The following is a 14,581-nucleotide window of genomic DNA, read 5'->3' as shown; positions in this document are numbered from 1 at the left end:
ATTTCCCTCCAATTAAAACTATTCGCGGCTGAAATCCGCATCTTGCAATGGAACCAATTTGGTCTTTTTCACAACCTTATAGCCAAAATAAGCGAGTAGGAATAAAGGCAGACCAATATAGGAAACTAATGCACCGTACCAATCAACTTTTGGACCAAAGAAGGCTCCATAGTTTTGTCCGAAGACAGCCACTAAACATAATACAGTAGCTAAGATTGGCCCAAGTGGGAACCACTTCGCCACGTATGGTAAATCTGATAGACTTCTTCCTTGGGCAACATATGCCTTGCGGAAACGGTAATGTGAAATTGAGATTCCTAACCATGATAAAAAGCCTGCTAAACCGGAAGCATTTAATAACCAGCCATATACCGTTCCATCACCGAACAAGGAGGTTAAGAAGCAAAGCATACCAATCACGGTAGAAACTAACAAAGCATTAGTCGGAAGACCTTTTTTGCTTACTCTTTTTAAGAAAGCTGGAGCTTTTCCTTCCTTAGCAAGCACCCATAACACACGGGATGCAGCATAAAGGGCAGAGTTACCAGCAGATAGGACTGCTGTTAGGATAACGGTGTTCATTAGGGCAGCAGCAAAAGCAAGACCGGCATTTTTAAATACAAGTGTAAATGGACTTACAGCAACATCTTTCACATCTGTGCTAAGTAATAATGGATCTTTATAGCTGACTAAACACCCGATAACAAAAATCGCTAAAACGTAGAATAACAAAATTCTCCAGAAGATTTGTTTAATCGCTTTTGGCATGTTCTTTTCAGGATTTTCACTTTCACCCGCAGCAACCCCGACAAGCTCTGTTCCTTGGAACGAGAAACCTACAATCATAAACACACTTAAGATGGAAAGGAAACCGCCTTTAAATGGAGCGTCACCTTTTGTAAAGTTATCAAAACCGCCAGTATGACCTTTCATGATTCCAAAAATCATTAATAATCCTAACACTATAAAAATAATAATCGTAGCCACTTTTATGATGGCAAACCAGAATTCCGATTCACCATATCCTTTTACAGATAAAATGTTCAGTCCAAATATCAATACAAGGAAGATAGCGCTCCAAATGAAACCGGGAACATCCGGAAACCAATATTTCATAATCAGCGAAGAAGCTGATAATTCGAGGGCTACAATAATGGCATTGTTATACCAGTAATTCCAGCCAACCGCAAATCCTAGTGCAGGGTCGACAAATCTGTCTGAATACGTACTGAACGATCCTGTAATGGGAATAAATGCTGACATTTCTCCTAAGCTTGTCATAATAAAAAAGACCATAATTCCAGCAATTAAATAGGCAGTAAGTGCTCCGCCAGGACCGGCATCAGCAATGGTTGCACCGCTTGCTAAAAATAATCCTGTACCAATCGTTCCACCAATGGCAATCATTGATAAGTGTCTAGTTTTTAACTTTCTTTCTAATGGTTCTTGTGATTTGTTTTGTTCAATAGCTGTATCTATTTTTCTTGCCGTATTTTCCATGTTAGACCTCTCCTAATGGTTTTTTAAGTTTCTTGTAAAGCCGTTAACAGGGTTTGTGTTAATATTTTCGTTCCATATATTAGTGCATCAAGATTAAATCTCATCTCGGGATGATGTAACCCGGGTGTCAACCCACAGCCAAGACCAATCATTGTAGCCGCAAGACCGGGATTTTTAGCTGTGTAAAAATGAAAGTCCTCAGCGCCTTGGGAGATACAAACCGGGGCGACCCTTTCTTTGCCGAGAATCTCAGCAATGGCCTTTTCTGCCAATTTCATTGCTTTTTCGTTTATCGCAGCAGCGGGAACCAATTCCTCTATTGCCCATGTAATGACCGCGCCTGTATGCTCAGCGGCTAATTCCATGGCCTGGCAAGTCCTTTGTTCTAGTTCGGCCATAACGTCGTTGGATTGTGCCCTTATATCGAGGGCAAAATGTGCCGTCTCAGGGATTACATTGGTTGCATCACTTTCCGTCGTCAGCTGTGTCATTTTAACGGAGTAAGGAACTACTGTTCGTAAGTTGATTTCTTTCAGCTTTTGGACCAAAAGTGCAGCCGTCTCAATCACATTGATTCCTTCGTTTGGGCGGGCTGCATGAGCTTGCCGCCCCTTTATCGTTCCCCGAATGGTTCCAGCTGAGCCATGGATGATGACGGGAGAGGCTTTCAGATATGGGAGCTCACTAACCGGCCGGACATGGGTGCCAAACAACAAACTGACTTTTTCTAGTACTCCATCCGCCATCATTTTTAGGGCGCCTTCTCCTTTTTCTTCAGCAGGCTGAAAAATAAACCTTATGGTTTGCTTTGGTTTGAGTCCACTTGCGGCCAATGCCAGTGCCGAATAGAGGACCATTGTGCTGTGTGCGTCATGTCCGCAAGAATGATTAGGTCTTACTACACCATTCACTTCTTGAACGAGAGCATCCATATCCGCCCGCAGTGCGACGACTTGATCGGATGTACCAGGTATTTCAGCCATTAAACCGAAATGATCTGAGTATTTTTTTACATGAAAGCCGGCAGTTTGCAGTTTTTCTGCAATGTAGCCGGAGGTCTTCTCTTCTTTCCAGCTAGGTTCCGCCAGGCAATGTAGCTCTTGATAGGTTGTGAGTAAATCGTCTTTATGCTGCTCAATAAAGTCTAGCGGATTCAATTTTTTCACCTCGTAAAACATCTTTTCTTATTCATTAAATACATCAAACGATGTATAAAGCTGTTCTAATTTTTGCTGGTATGCCAGGATTTGAGTCTTGTCTTTCTGTTGGATTCCTTCAATCACTAAATCTAATAAACTAATAACGGAAGCGATTGAGTTTGTGCCGGTTTCCGCATTTTCCTCAGTAGTTAAGACGATATTGGAAAGTCTTCCTACGGGAGAGAGAAGCCGATCAGTTATGGAAATCAGGGTAATTCCATGTTCAACTGCACACTCCGCCATTTTTATCGTTTCATTGGAATAACGCGGAAATGAAAACACGACAACAACCGAGTCTTTAGTCAGATTGCAAAACTTTTCGAAAAAGCCATCGGAAGTTGAACATAAATTCACCTGATTGCGGATGGTACTTAACATGTATGAAAACCAATAGGCGGCCGCATGAGAAATGCGATGGCCCGCTATTAAGATTTGATCTGCCTGGATTAAGGCTTCGACAGCCTTCCAAATCTCCTGGATGTTTGCTGAATCCAGCAGGTTTCTTAATATATCAACCTGGTTTTCTATCACTTTTGTAAAAACATGTTTATCGGTAGATTGAGAGGTATCGGCAGCCGCGGACATTTGGTTCTGCGCTAGCATTTGTTGCTGAATATGTTCCTGCATTTGGCTAAACCCTTGAAAACCTAACGCATACGAAAGACGGATGACAGTGGTTTCGCTAACTGAAGCTTGCTGACCGATTTGAAAAGCGGTTTTAAAGACAGCTATCTCTAAATTTTCAATCAGGTAATTGGCTACCTTCTTTTGTCCTGCCGATAAATTGTTAAATCGATTCTTAACCAATTGTTTAAAAGGAAGTGGTTCCATCTTATCCACCTTTCCAAAAGAAGGAAATCCTTCGCTTTTTATAAATGTTGCAGTTAATACTTTTTATTTTTATACATTAACATAAATAAATATAAATTAAAAGATTATTTGTTGATATTTTTTTGTGTATTCATATGGGATATATTGATACTAAAGAAAGTTTTTTCCTAACAATATGGAGGGGGCTATAATTTGTTAGCAAAACCGCAAAATAGAATTTCAAGGAAGGCATTAACGGTCTGGAGAATATCCGGTGTGATTAGGTCTGTGATTGGCTGGATGATAACGGCAGTAATTCTGTTATTATTAGATGTTTTTAATGCCCCTTTTTGGATTTCCATTATATTAATAACCTTAGGAGTGATTTTTCCTCTCTATAATATAGTTATTTCTCCGCTCTTTAGATGGAAGAGCTGGAGATATGAGGTACGTGAGGAAGAAGTGGAACTGGAGGAGGGAATCTTTATTAAAACACGGACACTAGTTCCGATGGTTCGTGTTCAGCATGTCGATACTATTCAAGGACCGCTTTTAAGAAAGTATAGATTAGCCTCAGTTCTCATACATACAGCTGCAACGGCACATGAAATCCCTGCTTTAGAAGAAGAGGAAGCAGAAAAACTGCGAAAGTTTATTTCAAAATTAGCAAGGGTGGCAGAAGAAGATGTCTAAACCAAAACGACTTCACCTGGTTGCCAGCATTGTCACGACTGGAAAAAGAATAAGAAATCTCATCCTTCCCATGATTTTCCTCAACATCTCTGGGGGACGGGATAGCAAAACATCATTGGTCATTTCTCTAATTTTATCCTTGATAGCGGTTCTTATTACCCTCATTACGGGAATCTTGTCCTGGCTGCGGTATACCTATCGATTTGAGGAAGATGAGCTGCGGATTGAATATGGTGTATTCCTTCGTAAGAAACGATACATTCCGTTCGAACGGATTCAGAGCATTAACATAACAGAAGGGCTGCTGCAGCGATTATTTGGACTTGCTAAGGTGGAGATTGAGACAGCGGGCGGCGGTGATGAGGCAGAAGCCGTGCTATCGGCAATACCAAAAGGGGAAGCTGCGCAAATTCAAGCACATGTCAATGCGGCTAAACAGGATGCTATTAAAACGACAGCGGAGATAAAGCCGATGTTTAAACTTACTACACAGAAGTTACTCTTGCTTTCCTTGACATCAGGCGGAATGGGGGTAGTGATTTCAGCTGTTTTCGCGATTTTTCCACAGCTAGATGACTTAATCCCTTATAAAAGGGTATTTGGCGGAGTAGAAACATGGGCTGTTCATAATATAATGCTCATAACGTTCATTGTGTTTTTAGGATTTTTCCTCTTATGGATTATTTCATTAATAATCACGATGCTTAAATATGTTGGTTTCACAGTTGTTCTGACAGGAACGGATTTCGTTATTTCACAAGGCCTTCTGGAAAAAAAGCAAATGACGATTCCGCTGAATAGAATTCAAGCAATCCGAATTAGTGAAAATCTGATTAGACAAATGTTTGGACTTGGAACAGTATACTTGGAAAGTGCAGGAGGTTCCTCTGCCAATATAGAGGGCGCAAATGTTATGCTTTTGCCTATCGTAAAAGTAAAGGATATTCCAGCTATTATTGGTCCCTATTTACCGGAATATGAATTGACAGAGGTTTTTAAGCCATTACCAAGACGGGCAATGTGGAGGTATATTTTTCGCAGCTGGTACGTGGCCATCCCGGTTGTGTTACTATCGTTGATTTTTTTTAAGAGCTGGGGATTGCTTTCTCTAGTCTTACTTGTGCTTTTAATGATCAGATCATATGTAAACTATAAATCAGCAGGCTGGGGATTAAGCCGGGAACAGCTTAGCTTGAAATTCCGGAGTTTTAAGCGGACCACCATTTATATGAGGAAAAACAAGATACAAAGTTTAAGGGCGGGCGTTAGTTATTTTCAGGATAAAAAGGAACTTGGAACGCTTGAGGTCTTTGTCAAGTCGGGGGCTGCCAATACAGGAGGCCGTGTGGTCGACATGGAACAGGCTGACCTTCAGAGCATTTATCGATGGTATTCACGGGAGCATCAAATAGGGAGCGGCCTTGAATAATCATGGGTTACTCCCTTTAAATGTCCTTTTTGCCTATATTATTTCCAAAACCCTAGAATGGCTAGGATAATTATCACAGCCCAGATTAGAACTTTTACTGGGGATTGAAAGGAGACGTTTCTCCTTTGGCTGCTGACCCAGGAAGTAGTAGTCTGGATTGATTCTGACAGATTTTTCTTATTAAAGGAGGGGATTGCTCCTATAAGAAATCCTCCTAGTAATCCAAACAGATGGGCAACCACATTTATATCTGGCTGTACAAAGGTCATAATTAAACTAACTGCACATAGTATGAGGATAATTTGACTGTTTTGCTTGGACAGAATAGACTTTCTAAAGATAATGATGGAGATATAATAGCCAAATAAGCCGAATATAGCTCCGCTGGAACCAACGTGGGTGTAGGTCAATGGCTCAAACATTAGTGTGGCCGCATTTGCAGCTAAACCTGAGAAAAGGTAAATGAATAGAAACCTGCCGCTCCCCAGCATCCGTTCCAAAGCTGGCCCAAATAAGATTAAGGAGAAACTATTAAACAGCATATGTGAAAAACCGCTATGCATAAACGTTGGGGTAATCAGTCTCCAAACTTCCCCTTCCATAATATAAAGATTGACTCCTGAAAAATTTTCAAAAAACCAATTGTTTGGGAAGATAGGAAGAATGGTTAAAAGATATAATACTAAGTGAATCGTTACAATAAGAGAGACCATCGGAAATAAGCGGATAAATTCACGAAAGCTTTCAGTTCTGGTAAAAATGGTTAAAACCTCCTTTCCATTACATCTTTAACCGTTTTTGGGTCTTGTACACTATTATGCTGACAATAAGTTAAATAGAAGGATGATAAACCGTGATTAAAGGAATTGGCATCGATATCATTGAGCTGCATCGAATTCGTGAACTGACCAGCAGGCAAAGTAAGTTGGTCGAGCGGATCTTAACAGTCAACGAAAAGAAAACGTATGAAGGCTTATCTGAGCCAAGAAAAGTGGAGTTTTTAGCAGGAAGGTTTGCGGCGAAAGAAGCTTTTTCCAAAGCTTTTGGTACTGGAATTGGAAAGGAACTATCCTTTTTAGATATAGAGATTGAGACAGATCACTCTGGAAAACCGTTTTTTCGAAAACCAGAGGTTCAGTCGCATTTGTCCATCTCGCATAGTAAAGAATACGCCGTTGCTCAAGTCGTACTAGAAGAATAGACCAAATGATGTGATTGGCTCTCCATATGGGGGGCTTTATTTTTAACAGCTTGCCTCTTTGCAAGAATAATCCCCAAGGTTGTCTCATATATTCATAGGGAAATAGGAGAGACAAGGTCAGCTATGGTTTATAAGCCTGATTCCTGCCTTTCTCTTCTTTGATAATCATATGAAAATGAGACAAGAAGGGGTTGAAGGAATGAGGAAGAAGTTTTTACTGCTTATTACAGGGCTGATGGTCATGTTCGTGCTAGCTGCCTGTGGATCAAAATCACAAGACGATGTGGTAAAGGAACTAAAGGGTAAGCAGAGTGATTTAACCAGCTATAAAGTAAATGCGAAAATGACGCTGAAAATGGGCTCAGATTCGCAAGTTTATAATGTTGAAATCTGGCATAAAGATCCTACATTCTACCGCGTTAATTTAAAAAATGCTGAGAAAGACCAAAGTCAAATGATCCTAAGAAATAAAGAAGGTGTCTTTGTTCTTACACCTGCATTGAATAAAAGCTTCCGTTTCCAAAGTGATTGGCCGCAAAATAGCAGTCAAGCGTACTTGTATGAATCCTTAATAAAGGATATTGTGGCGGATAGAGAAGCTAAGTTCTCTTCCACAAAGAACTATTATATTTTTGAAACGAAGACCCGTTATCAAAACAATAGTATGCTTCCATTCCAGGAAATTAAGCTGAATAAAAGTGACTTATCACCTGCCGTCGTCAAAGTAATGGACCCGGATCGGAATGCCCTTGTAACCGTTGAGTTTTCGAAGGTCAAATTTAATGCTAATTTTGACAAGGACGATTTCGATATGAAAAAGAATATGACACGGGCACAGTTAAATTTACCAGCAATGGCAAGCGGCAAAGAAAAAGATCAAACATTCTCTGTAAAGTATCCAACAGTTGAATTAAAAGGAACCAAGTTAATCGAAGAAAAGACAGTCAAAATGGAGGATGGCAAACGGGTTGTCCTTACCTATGACGGCAAGAAATCCTTTACAATTGTTCAAGAAAAGGTAGCCACAAAGGTAGTATCTGCTAGTCCAACTCGTATGGACGGGGATATTGTTGATTTAGGTGCGACCATTGGGGCGTTGTCGGATCATTCGCTTTCATGGTCACAAGGCGGCGTCGATTATATGATTGCATCGAATAACCTGAAGAGGGATGAGATGGTTGAAATCGCAAAATCTGTTCAAGGTGACACCGTAAAGTAATATCTTTCCAAAACAGGCCTTGTGCCTGTTTTTTTTGGTATGTTAACGAAAAAAGTAGTATGATACTTTTATATGGATTAGCGGGGATTACCGCTCAAAATAATGATCAACATCACATATTGTAGTAAAAAAACTGGAATTTAATTAGGAAGTGGAAAGATGGAAGAGCAAGCCTATTTTTATCGAGATACATGGGCAGAAGTTGACTTGGATTGTATCGCTGAAAATGTCTCCTCTGTAAGAAAACACTTACCAGAAAAAGTGGAAATCATGGCAGTGGTAAAAGCGAATGCTTATGGCCATGGGGATGTTCAAGTGGCGAAAACTGCACTTTCAGCGGGGGCAAGCCTGCTTGCGGTAGCTTTTATGGATGAAGCAGTGGCGTTAAGGCATAAAGGAATTCATGCTCCTATCTTAGTATTAGGCGCATCACGTCCTGAAGATGTTCAAGTAGCAGCCAAGTATAATATTTCCCTTACCGTTTTTCAGAAAGATTGGCTCCAGCAAGCGCAACAACATTTGGCTAGTGGCGACAGAGTTTCCTTGCACATTAAAGTGGATACGGGAATGGGCAGGATCGGAGTTCGAAGCCGTGATGAATTATCAAGCGTTGAGCAATTTATTTTAAAGGATGAACGATTTCATTTTGAAGGAATTTTCACTCATTTTGCCACAGCAGATGAACTGGATACTCGTTACTTTAAGCAGCAATTAGCGCTATTTGAGGAATTACTAAAGGGATTAACAAAACAGCCGAAGTATGTTCATACCAGCAATAGTGCAGCAGCAATAAGATTTCCTCATGCCTACTTTAATGCAGTCCGGCTTGGAATAACGATGTATGGACTTACACCGTCTCTTGAAATGCAAAAGGAAATTCCGTTCCCATTGAAGGAGGCCTTTTCACTGCAAACAAGGCTTGTCCATGTGAAGAAGGTGAAAAAGGGAGATAAAGTCAGCTATGGAGCGACTTATGAAAGCGGCAGTGATGAGTGGATTGGCACAATCCCGATTGGTTATGCCGATGGATGGATTCGCAGGCTGCAAGGGCAAGAAGTGCTGGTGGACGGAAAGCGTTCGCCAATTGTCGGGAGAATTTGTATGGATCAATGTATGGTACGTCTTCCTGCTCAATTGCCTGTTGGTACGGCCGTCACGCTAATTGGCCGACAGGGACAGGAATTCATTTCTATCAATGAAATTGCGGGGAAGCTTGAAACCATAAACTATGAGGTCCCCTGCATTATTAGCAATCGTGTTCCCCGTCTTTATAAAAAAGGCGGTAAAATTGTCGATATAAAAAATGACGTTCTTGGTAAATCACAGGCGTAAAGAAAGAAATTTAAACATATTTATGATATTGCGGTAAATTGTGCATAAAAGCATCTTTGATTGGCTTATAATACAGTAGAATTATATTTAGTCTATGAATTGGGCTTGATTAGTGTTATTATAAAATATGGTACAGATATTAAATTTAAAACCCGCTGCTGGAAACCCCTGAAAGGCCAGACAGAAGTGCGGTTAAATTTAAGCATCAGAATGAAATTCTGGTTAGATAAAAATGGTGTGTAGTGATGGTGGAGGTGTATGTTTGTGTCTGAAACTGGCGCAACTACGGAAATCTTAGTAAAGTTACCGCAACATCTTTTAACTGAGTTAGATGGTTTCGTTAAGCAAGAAAATGTGAACCGCAGTGAGTTTATTTACCAAGCAACCAAAATGTATTTACGCGAACGGAAAAAGAGACAAATTCGCGAGTCGATGAGACGTGGATACATGGAAATGGCTAAGATCAATCTTAGAATTGCATCAGAAGCATTTTTGGCGGAATATGAGGCAGAACACACAGTTGAACGTCTTGTAAGCGGAGGATAATCCTTTGATTGTCAAGCGTGGTGACGTTTATTTTGCGGACCTATCCCCAGTTGTTGGTTCTGAACAAGGCGGCGTCCGACCTGTACTTGTCATCCAAAACGACATCGGGAATCGGTTTAGTCCCACAGTGATTGTTGCAGCGATTACAGCTCAAATTCAAAAAGCAAAGCTTCCTACTCATGTCGAGATTGATGCGAAGCGCTACGGATTTGAACGTGACTCGGTCATTCTGCTAGAGCAAATTCGTACAATTGATAAGCAGCGGTTAACCGATAAAATCACCCATCTCGATGACGAAATGATGGAGAAAGTGGATGAAGCCCTACAGGTAAGTTTAGGTCTCATCGAATTTTAGTTTTAAAGTACGCTCTTTTAAAGAGCGTTTTTTCATACATAACCTGCCTCTTAAATTTTCTGACTGCAAGCAAGCTAATCCTAGCTTGCTTTTCTTTTTGGAAAGGAATAGAGGCCTTTAATGAAACCATTACTCTAATTTGATACAATGAAATGAATAACGGATGGAGGATTATTTCAATGAACGATACAGTTGTAAAAGATGAGCAACTCTTAGGAAAAATAGCTGCAGAGCTGACTATCTCCTCTAAACAAGTAAAAAGTGTTATTTCATTGCTTAACGAAGGAAACACGGTTCCTTTTATTGCTCGTTATAGAAAAGAAATGACTGGCGCCCTTGATGAGGTGCAAATCCGGACAATCTTCGAACGCTGGCAATACATTCAAAACCTTGAGCAAAGAAAAGAAGAGGTCCTCCGGATTATTGAAGAACAAGGGAAGTTAACCGCTGAATTAAGTAAGGACATTACGAAGGCTGAAAAGCTGCAAGAGGTAGAAGATTTATATCGGCCATTTAAACAAAAAAGAAGAACAAAAGCAACGGTGGCTAAAGAAAAAGGGCTTGAACCATTTGCGGAGTGGCTGATGACTTTTTCGAAAGACCCTATCGAGCCAAAAGCAAAAGAGTTTCTATCGGAGGAAAAACAAGTCACTGCGATTGAAGAGGCCATTTCAGGTGCGAAGGATATTATCGCAGAAATGGTATCTGATGATGCCGAAGGGCGTAAATGGATCCGTAAAGAAACATTTAAATCTGGTACAGTTGGATCAGTTGTGAAAGATGCAGAAAAAGACGAAAAGAATGTCTATGAAATGTATTATGAATATGAGGAACCTGTCAATAAGATTGTTCCCCACCGGATTCTTGCCTTAAATCGCGGTGAAAAAGAAGACATCTTACGTGTTTCGATTAAGATGAATACAGAACTGATCATGACTTATCTATCAAGAAAATGGGTGGGGGTTCAGTATTCGCCAGCTGCTCCGCTTGTGCAGGAAGCGCTGGAAGATGGATATAAAAGGTTGATTCAGCCTTCAATTGAACGGGAAATCCGTGCGGAGTTAACGGAAAAGGCGGAAGAGCAAGCCATACATATATTCTCAGAAAACCTTCGAAACTTACTATTGCAGCCGCCACTAAAGGGCAAAGTGGTCATCGGTGTTGATCCAGCCTATCGGACAGGATGTAAATTAGCGGTAGTTGATGAAACAGGAAAGGTCTTAAAAATTGATGTTATTTATCCACATCCCCCTGTTTCGAAAACAAAAGAAGCGCGTGAAAAGTTTATAAATATTCTTCGTGAATATAAAGTAGAGATGGCTGCCATTGGCAACGGAACTGCATCAAGGGAGACAGAACAGTTTGTCGCTGATATTTTAAAAGAGCTGAATGAGGAAATCTTTTATCTCATCGTAAACGAGGCGGGTGCCAGTGTATATTCGGCTTCAGACATTGCCCGAGAAGAGTTTCCGAATTTCCAGGTGGAAGAAAGAAGTGCTGTTTCGATTGCACGCCGTCTGCAGGATCCTTTAGCTGAATTGGTGAAAATTGATCCAAAATCAGTTGGGGTTGGCCAATACCAGCATGATGTTTCCCAAAAACGTCTATCCGAATCCCTGCACTTTGTGGTAGAAACGGCAGTTAACCAGGTTGGGGTGAATGTGAATACGGCTTCTTCTTCGCTGCTTCAATATGTGGCGGGGTTAAACAAAACCGCTGCCAATAATATTGTCAAAAAGCGTGAGGAGGAAGGTAAGTTTACAAGTAGAGTACAGCTAAAAAAGGTACCGCGGTTAGGGGCAAAAACCTACGAGCAGGCCATTGGCTTCTTGCGTGTTCTTGATGGTAAACAACCGCTTGATCGGACTGGAATCCATCCTGAAAACTATGATGAGGTAAAAAAATTGTTAACCAGCCTAGGTTTCTCAGCAAATGACTTAGGTTCAGAAGAGTTAAAGACGGCGCTCGGCGGACTTGATTTAAAATCTGTTTCAGAAGATTTATCCATCGGGGAATTAACCTTAAAGGATATAATTGATGCATTGGTCAAGCCAGAACGTGATCCGCGGGATGACTTACCTCGTCCGCTGCTGAAAAAGGATGTCTTAAAACTAGAAGACCTAAAAGCGGGAATGGAGCTCCAGGGAACAGTCCGAAATGTTGTGGACTTTGGCGCTTTTGTTGATATCGGTGTCAAACAGGATGGGCTTGTTCATATTTCTAAGCTAAGCAAACGTTTTGTCAAACATCCTTTGGACATTGTTTCCGTAGGTGATGTGGTAACGGTATGGGTGGACTCTGTTGATATGAAAAAGGGCCGTGTTGCTTTAACAATGCTGCCGCCATCTTAAGATATGGAAAGCGCCCTTGGTTCCGATCAGGCTCGGGGACTAGAGGCGCCGTAACTAGAGGAAACACTGCTTTTAGGAGCAGTGTTTTTTTCTGTAAAAAAACCAGCACTGGTTCAGCAGCTTAATCTGATAGCGGTCCTTCTCATAGAAAGCCCTTTTCATTTGGTTTTGCAACCAAGTTGGCATAGTGTAAAACCTCCCGAAAAGTACATCATTCATTAAAGGTATATACAATATATGCTATAATAGGTTGTCATGTTCGCTTGAAAGTGGGGGAACTGTAAAAATGGAGCAGCGGGAATTACAATTATTAGTAGAAAAGATATCTCTTGAATTCTTTGGTAAACCGTTTAAACATACAGCGCTGTTTAATCCACGGTTACGATCTACTGGGGGAAGATATCTTTTAGGGACACATCACATCGAAATTAATAAGAAGTATCTAGATCAGCTGGGGGAAAGAGAGTTAATTGGGATTATTAAGCATGAGTTATGCCATTATCACCTTCATCTTGAGGGTAGAGGCTATCAGCACAAAGACCCTGAATTTAAGTCCTTATTAAAGAAGGTAGGCGCCCCTCGTTTCTGCAATCAACTGCCTGAAAGTAGTGTTAGACGTACTGTAAAGAAAGTTCTTATTTATCAATGCACAAACTGTAAGACAACCTATCATAGAAAAAGAAGTATTAACACTTCTAAGTATGTGTGCGGGAAGTGTAGAGGAAAATTATCAAAAGTTGAAGAAATTCAATTATAATTCTACGGAAATCAGGCAATAATCTTTATGTAAAAATAATGTTGACTTTATTGTTGCAGGTCATTATAATGTAAAGAGTCGATAGGGCAAACGCCTTATTGAGAAGTTCAATATTGTTATTCCGCAGTAGCTCAGTGGTAGAGCTATCGGCTGTTAACCGATCGGTCGTAGGTTCGAGTCCTACCTGCGGAGCCATTATGGGGAAGTACTCAAGAGGCTGAAGAGGCGCCCCTGCTAAGGGTGTAGGTCGGGTGACCGGCGCGAGGGTTCAAATCCCTCCTTCTCCGCCATATCATTATTAATTTCGGCCCCTTGGTCAAGCGGTTAAGACACCTCCCTTTCACGGAGGTAACACGGGTTCGAGTCCCGTAGGGGTCATCAGGGACGGGGAGTGAATCTGTTTCATTTCCTGTTTCTTAAAATTTTTAAAACCTTATTGGGCTATAGCCAAGCGGTAAGGCATCGCACTTTGACTGCGACATGCGTTGGTTCGAATCCAGCTAGCCCAGCCATTTGTGATTTTTTATCTTAGAATGAGCCATTAGCTCAGTCGGTAGAGCATCTGACTTTTAATCAGAGGGTCGAAGGTTCGAGTCCTTCATGGCTCACCATTCGATTATCATATGCGGGTGTGGCGGAATTGGCAGACGCACCAGACTTAGGATCTGGCGCCGCAAGGCGTGGGGGTTCGACTCCCTTCACCCGCACCATAAATTTCCTCTTGAATCAGATGAAGTTAGATGTTATGATTGATTCTGTCGCTAAATTAAATGCGGTCGTGGCGGAATGGCAGACGCGCTAGGTTGAGGGCCTAGTGGGGGCAACCCCGTGGAGGTTCAAGTCCTCTCGGCCGCACCAAAAAAAGTTATTGACAAACCTTAATGGTTTTGATATACTTTAAAAGTTGCATTATCAAATGCGCCCGTAGCTCAATTGGATAGAGCGTCTGACTACGGATCAGAAGGTTATGGGTTCGACTCCTTTCGGGCGCGCCATATATACGGGAAGTAGCTCAGCTTGGTAGAGCACTTGGTTTGGGACCAAGGGGTCGCAGGTTCGAATCCTGTCTTCCCGACCATTCAAATTTTATATTATGCGGGTGTAGTTTACTGGTAAAACCTCAGCCTTCCAAGCTGATGTAGTGGGTTCGATTCCCATCACCCGCTCCAGATTGTTCTTTGAAAACTAA

Annotated in this window: 14 protein-coding genes and 10 tRNA genes; 19 read left to right on the top strand and 5 right to left on the bottom strand. The window is 41.3% G+C overall.

Annotation, left to right across the window (positions count from 1 at the left end; translation table 11 throughout):
• Positions 1-18: 18 nt before the first annotated feature.
• From V7077_RS01720 to V7077_RS01710, 3 genes are read right to left on the bottom strand one after another with little or no spacing between them, the layout of a single operon-like run.
• Positions 19-1,500 carry an amino acid permease gene (locus V7077_RS01720; RefSeq protein ID WP_335498113.1) on the bottom strand — a complete coding sequence of 494 codons (1,482 nt, stop codon included), beginning with the start codon at positions 1,498-1,500 and terminating at the stop codon, positions 19-21.
• Between the two features lie 23 nt (positions 1,501-1,523).
• Complete coding sequence (locus V7077_RS01715) at positions 1,524-2,666, bottom strand: amidohydrolase (RefSeq protein WP_335498112.1); 1,143 nt, start codon at positions 2,664-2,666, stop codon at positions 1,524-1,526.
• Positions 2,667-2,684: 18 nt separating this feature from the next.
• Positions 2,685-3,530, bottom strand: coding sequence for a MurR/RpiR family transcriptional regulator (locus tag V7077_RS01710; protein ID WP_335498111.1), 846 nt, complete (start codon positions 3,528-3,530; stop codon positions 2,685-2,687).
• A 192-nt stretch (positions 3,531-3,722) separates the two neighbouring features.
• Here V7077_RS01710 and V7077_RS01705 point away from each other — a divergent pair, with 192 nt between their 5' ends.
• Positions 3,723-4,202: a PH domain-containing protein gene (locus tag V7077_RS01705; protein ID WP_335498110.1), complete on the top strand. Its 480-nt coding sequence runs from the start codon at positions 3,723-3,725 to the stop codon at positions 4,200-4,202.
• A complete protein-coding gene (locus V7077_RS01700) occupies positions 4,195-5,631 on the top strand; it encodes a PH domain-containing protein (RefSeq protein WP_335498109.1) in 1,437 nt (478 codons plus the stop codon). Before V7077_RS01705 ends, V7077_RS01700 begins: the two co-directional genes overlap by 8 nt.
• A gap of 38 nt (positions 5,632-5,669) precedes the next feature.
• Here V7077_RS01700 and V7077_RS01695 read toward each other — a convergent pair whose 3' ends face one another.
• A complete protein-coding gene (locus tag V7077_RS01695) occupies positions 5,670-6,233 on the bottom strand; it encodes a rhomboid family intramembrane serine protease (RefSeq protein ID WP_335498108.1) in 564 nt (187 codons plus the stop codon).
• Between the two features lie 251 nt (positions 6,234-6,484).
• Here V7077_RS01695 and acpS point away from each other — a divergent pair, with 251 nt between their 5' ends.
• The 6 genes from acpS (at position 6,485) to V7077_RS01665 (ending at position 12,635) form a co-directional block, all read left to right on the top strand.
• Complete coding sequence (gene acpS / locus V7077_RS01690) at positions 6,485-6,832, top strand: holo-ACP synthase (protein ID WP_335498107.1); 348 nt, start codon at positions 6,485-6,487, stop codon at positions 6,830-6,832.
• 199 nt (positions 6,833-7,031) lie between these two features.
• Positions 7,032-8,051 carry a LolA family protein gene (locus V7077_RS01685; RefSeq protein ID WP_335498106.1) on the top strand — a complete coding sequence of 340 codons (1,020 nt, stop codon included), beginning with the start codon at positions 7,032-7,034 and terminating at the stop codon, positions 8,049-8,051.
• A 159-nt stretch (positions 8,052-8,210) separates the two neighbouring features.
• The gene (gene alr, locus V7077_RS01680; RefSeq protein WP_335498105.1) at positions 8,211-9,383 is read left to right on the top strand and encodes an alanine racemase; all 1,173 of its coding nucleotides are present in this window, start codon (positions 8,211-8,213) and stop codon (positions 9,381-9,383) included.
• A 264-nt stretch (positions 9,384-9,647) separates the two neighbouring features.
• Positions 9,648-9,929, top strand: coding sequence for a CopG family ribbon-helix-helix protein (locus V7077_RS01675; RefSeq protein WP_098531723.1), 282 nt, complete (start codon positions 9,648-9,650; stop codon positions 9,927-9,929).
• 4 nt (positions 9,930-9,933) lie between these two features.
• The gene (gene ndoA, locus V7077_RS01670; protein ID WP_007083556.1) at positions 9,934-10,284 is read left to right on the top strand and encodes a type II toxin-antitoxin system endoribonuclease NdoA; all 351 of its coding nucleotides are present in this window, start codon (positions 9,934-9,936) and stop codon (positions 10,282-10,284) included.
• A 179-nt stretch (positions 10,285-10,463) separates the two neighbouring features.
• Positions 10,464-12,635, top strand: a complete 2,172-nt coding sequence (locus V7077_RS01665) for a Tex family protein (RefSeq protein ID WP_335498104.1) — start codon at positions 10,464-10,466, stop codon at positions 12,633-12,635.
• Positions 12,636-12,707: 72 nt separating this feature from the next.
• Here the strand turns inward: V7077_RS01665 and cmpA are convergent, their stop codons facing one another.
• Entirely contained in the window at positions 12,708-12,821 is a 114-nt protein-coding gene (gene cmpA, locus V7077_RS01660; RefSeq protein WP_007083554.1) for a cortex morphogenetic protein CmpA, read from the bottom strand.
• Between the two features lie 100 nt (positions 12,822-12,921).
• Between cmpA and V7077_RS01655 the strand changes: the two genes are divergently transcribed.
• The 11 genes from V7077_RS01655 to V7077_RS01605 all read left to right on the top strand — a co-directional run bounded on the left by V7077_RS01655 (position 12,922) and on the right by V7077_RS01605 (position 14,561).
• Entirely contained in the window at positions 12,922-13,392 is a 471-nt protein-coding gene (locus V7077_RS01655; protein ID WP_335498103.1) for a SprT family protein, read from the top strand.
• A 120-nt stretch (positions 13,393-13,512) separates the two neighbouring features.
• A tRNA-Asn gene (locus tag V7077_RS01650) sits at positions 13,513-13,587 on the top strand.
• 4 nt (positions 13,588-13,591) lie between these two features.
• Positions 13,592-13,682 (top strand) — tRNA-Ser (locus tag V7077_RS01645).
• Between the two features lie 16 nt (positions 13,683-13,698).
• Positions 13,699-13,770 (top strand) — tRNA-Glu (locus V7077_RS01640).
• Between the two features lie 59 nt (positions 13,771-13,829).
• A tRNA-Gln gene (locus V7077_RS01635) sits at positions 13,830-13,904 on the top strand.
• Positions 13,905-13,927: 23 nt separating this feature from the next.
• A tRNA-Lys gene (locus V7077_RS01630) sits at positions 13,928-14,003 on the top strand.
• Between the two features lie 14 nt (positions 14,004-14,017).
• A tRNA-Leu gene (locus V7077_RS01625) sits at positions 14,018-14,102 on the top strand.
• Between the two features lie 62 nt (positions 14,103-14,164).
• A tRNA-Leu gene (locus V7077_RS01620) sits at positions 14,165-14,250 on the top strand.
• A gap of 60 nt (positions 14,251-14,310) precedes the next feature.
• Positions 14,311-14,387: transfer RNA gene (locus tag V7077_RS01615), tRNA-Arg, on the top strand.
• A gap of 6 nt (positions 14,388-14,393) precedes the next feature.
• Positions 14,394-14,470: transfer RNA gene (locus V7077_RS01610), tRNA-Pro, on the top strand.
• 17 nt (positions 14,471-14,487) lie between these two features.
• Positions 14,488-14,561, top strand: a tRNA-Gly gene (locus V7077_RS01605).
• Positions 14,562-14,581 lie beyond the last annotated feature (20 nt).

The organism is Neobacillus vireti (assembly GCF_036962465.1).
In the GTDB taxonomy this organism is placed as follows: domain Bacteria; phylum Bacillota; class Bacilli; order Bacillales; family Cytobacillaceae; genus Neobacillus; species Neobacillus vireti_B.
This window is presented reverse-complemented; position numbering and strand designations above follow the sequence as displayed.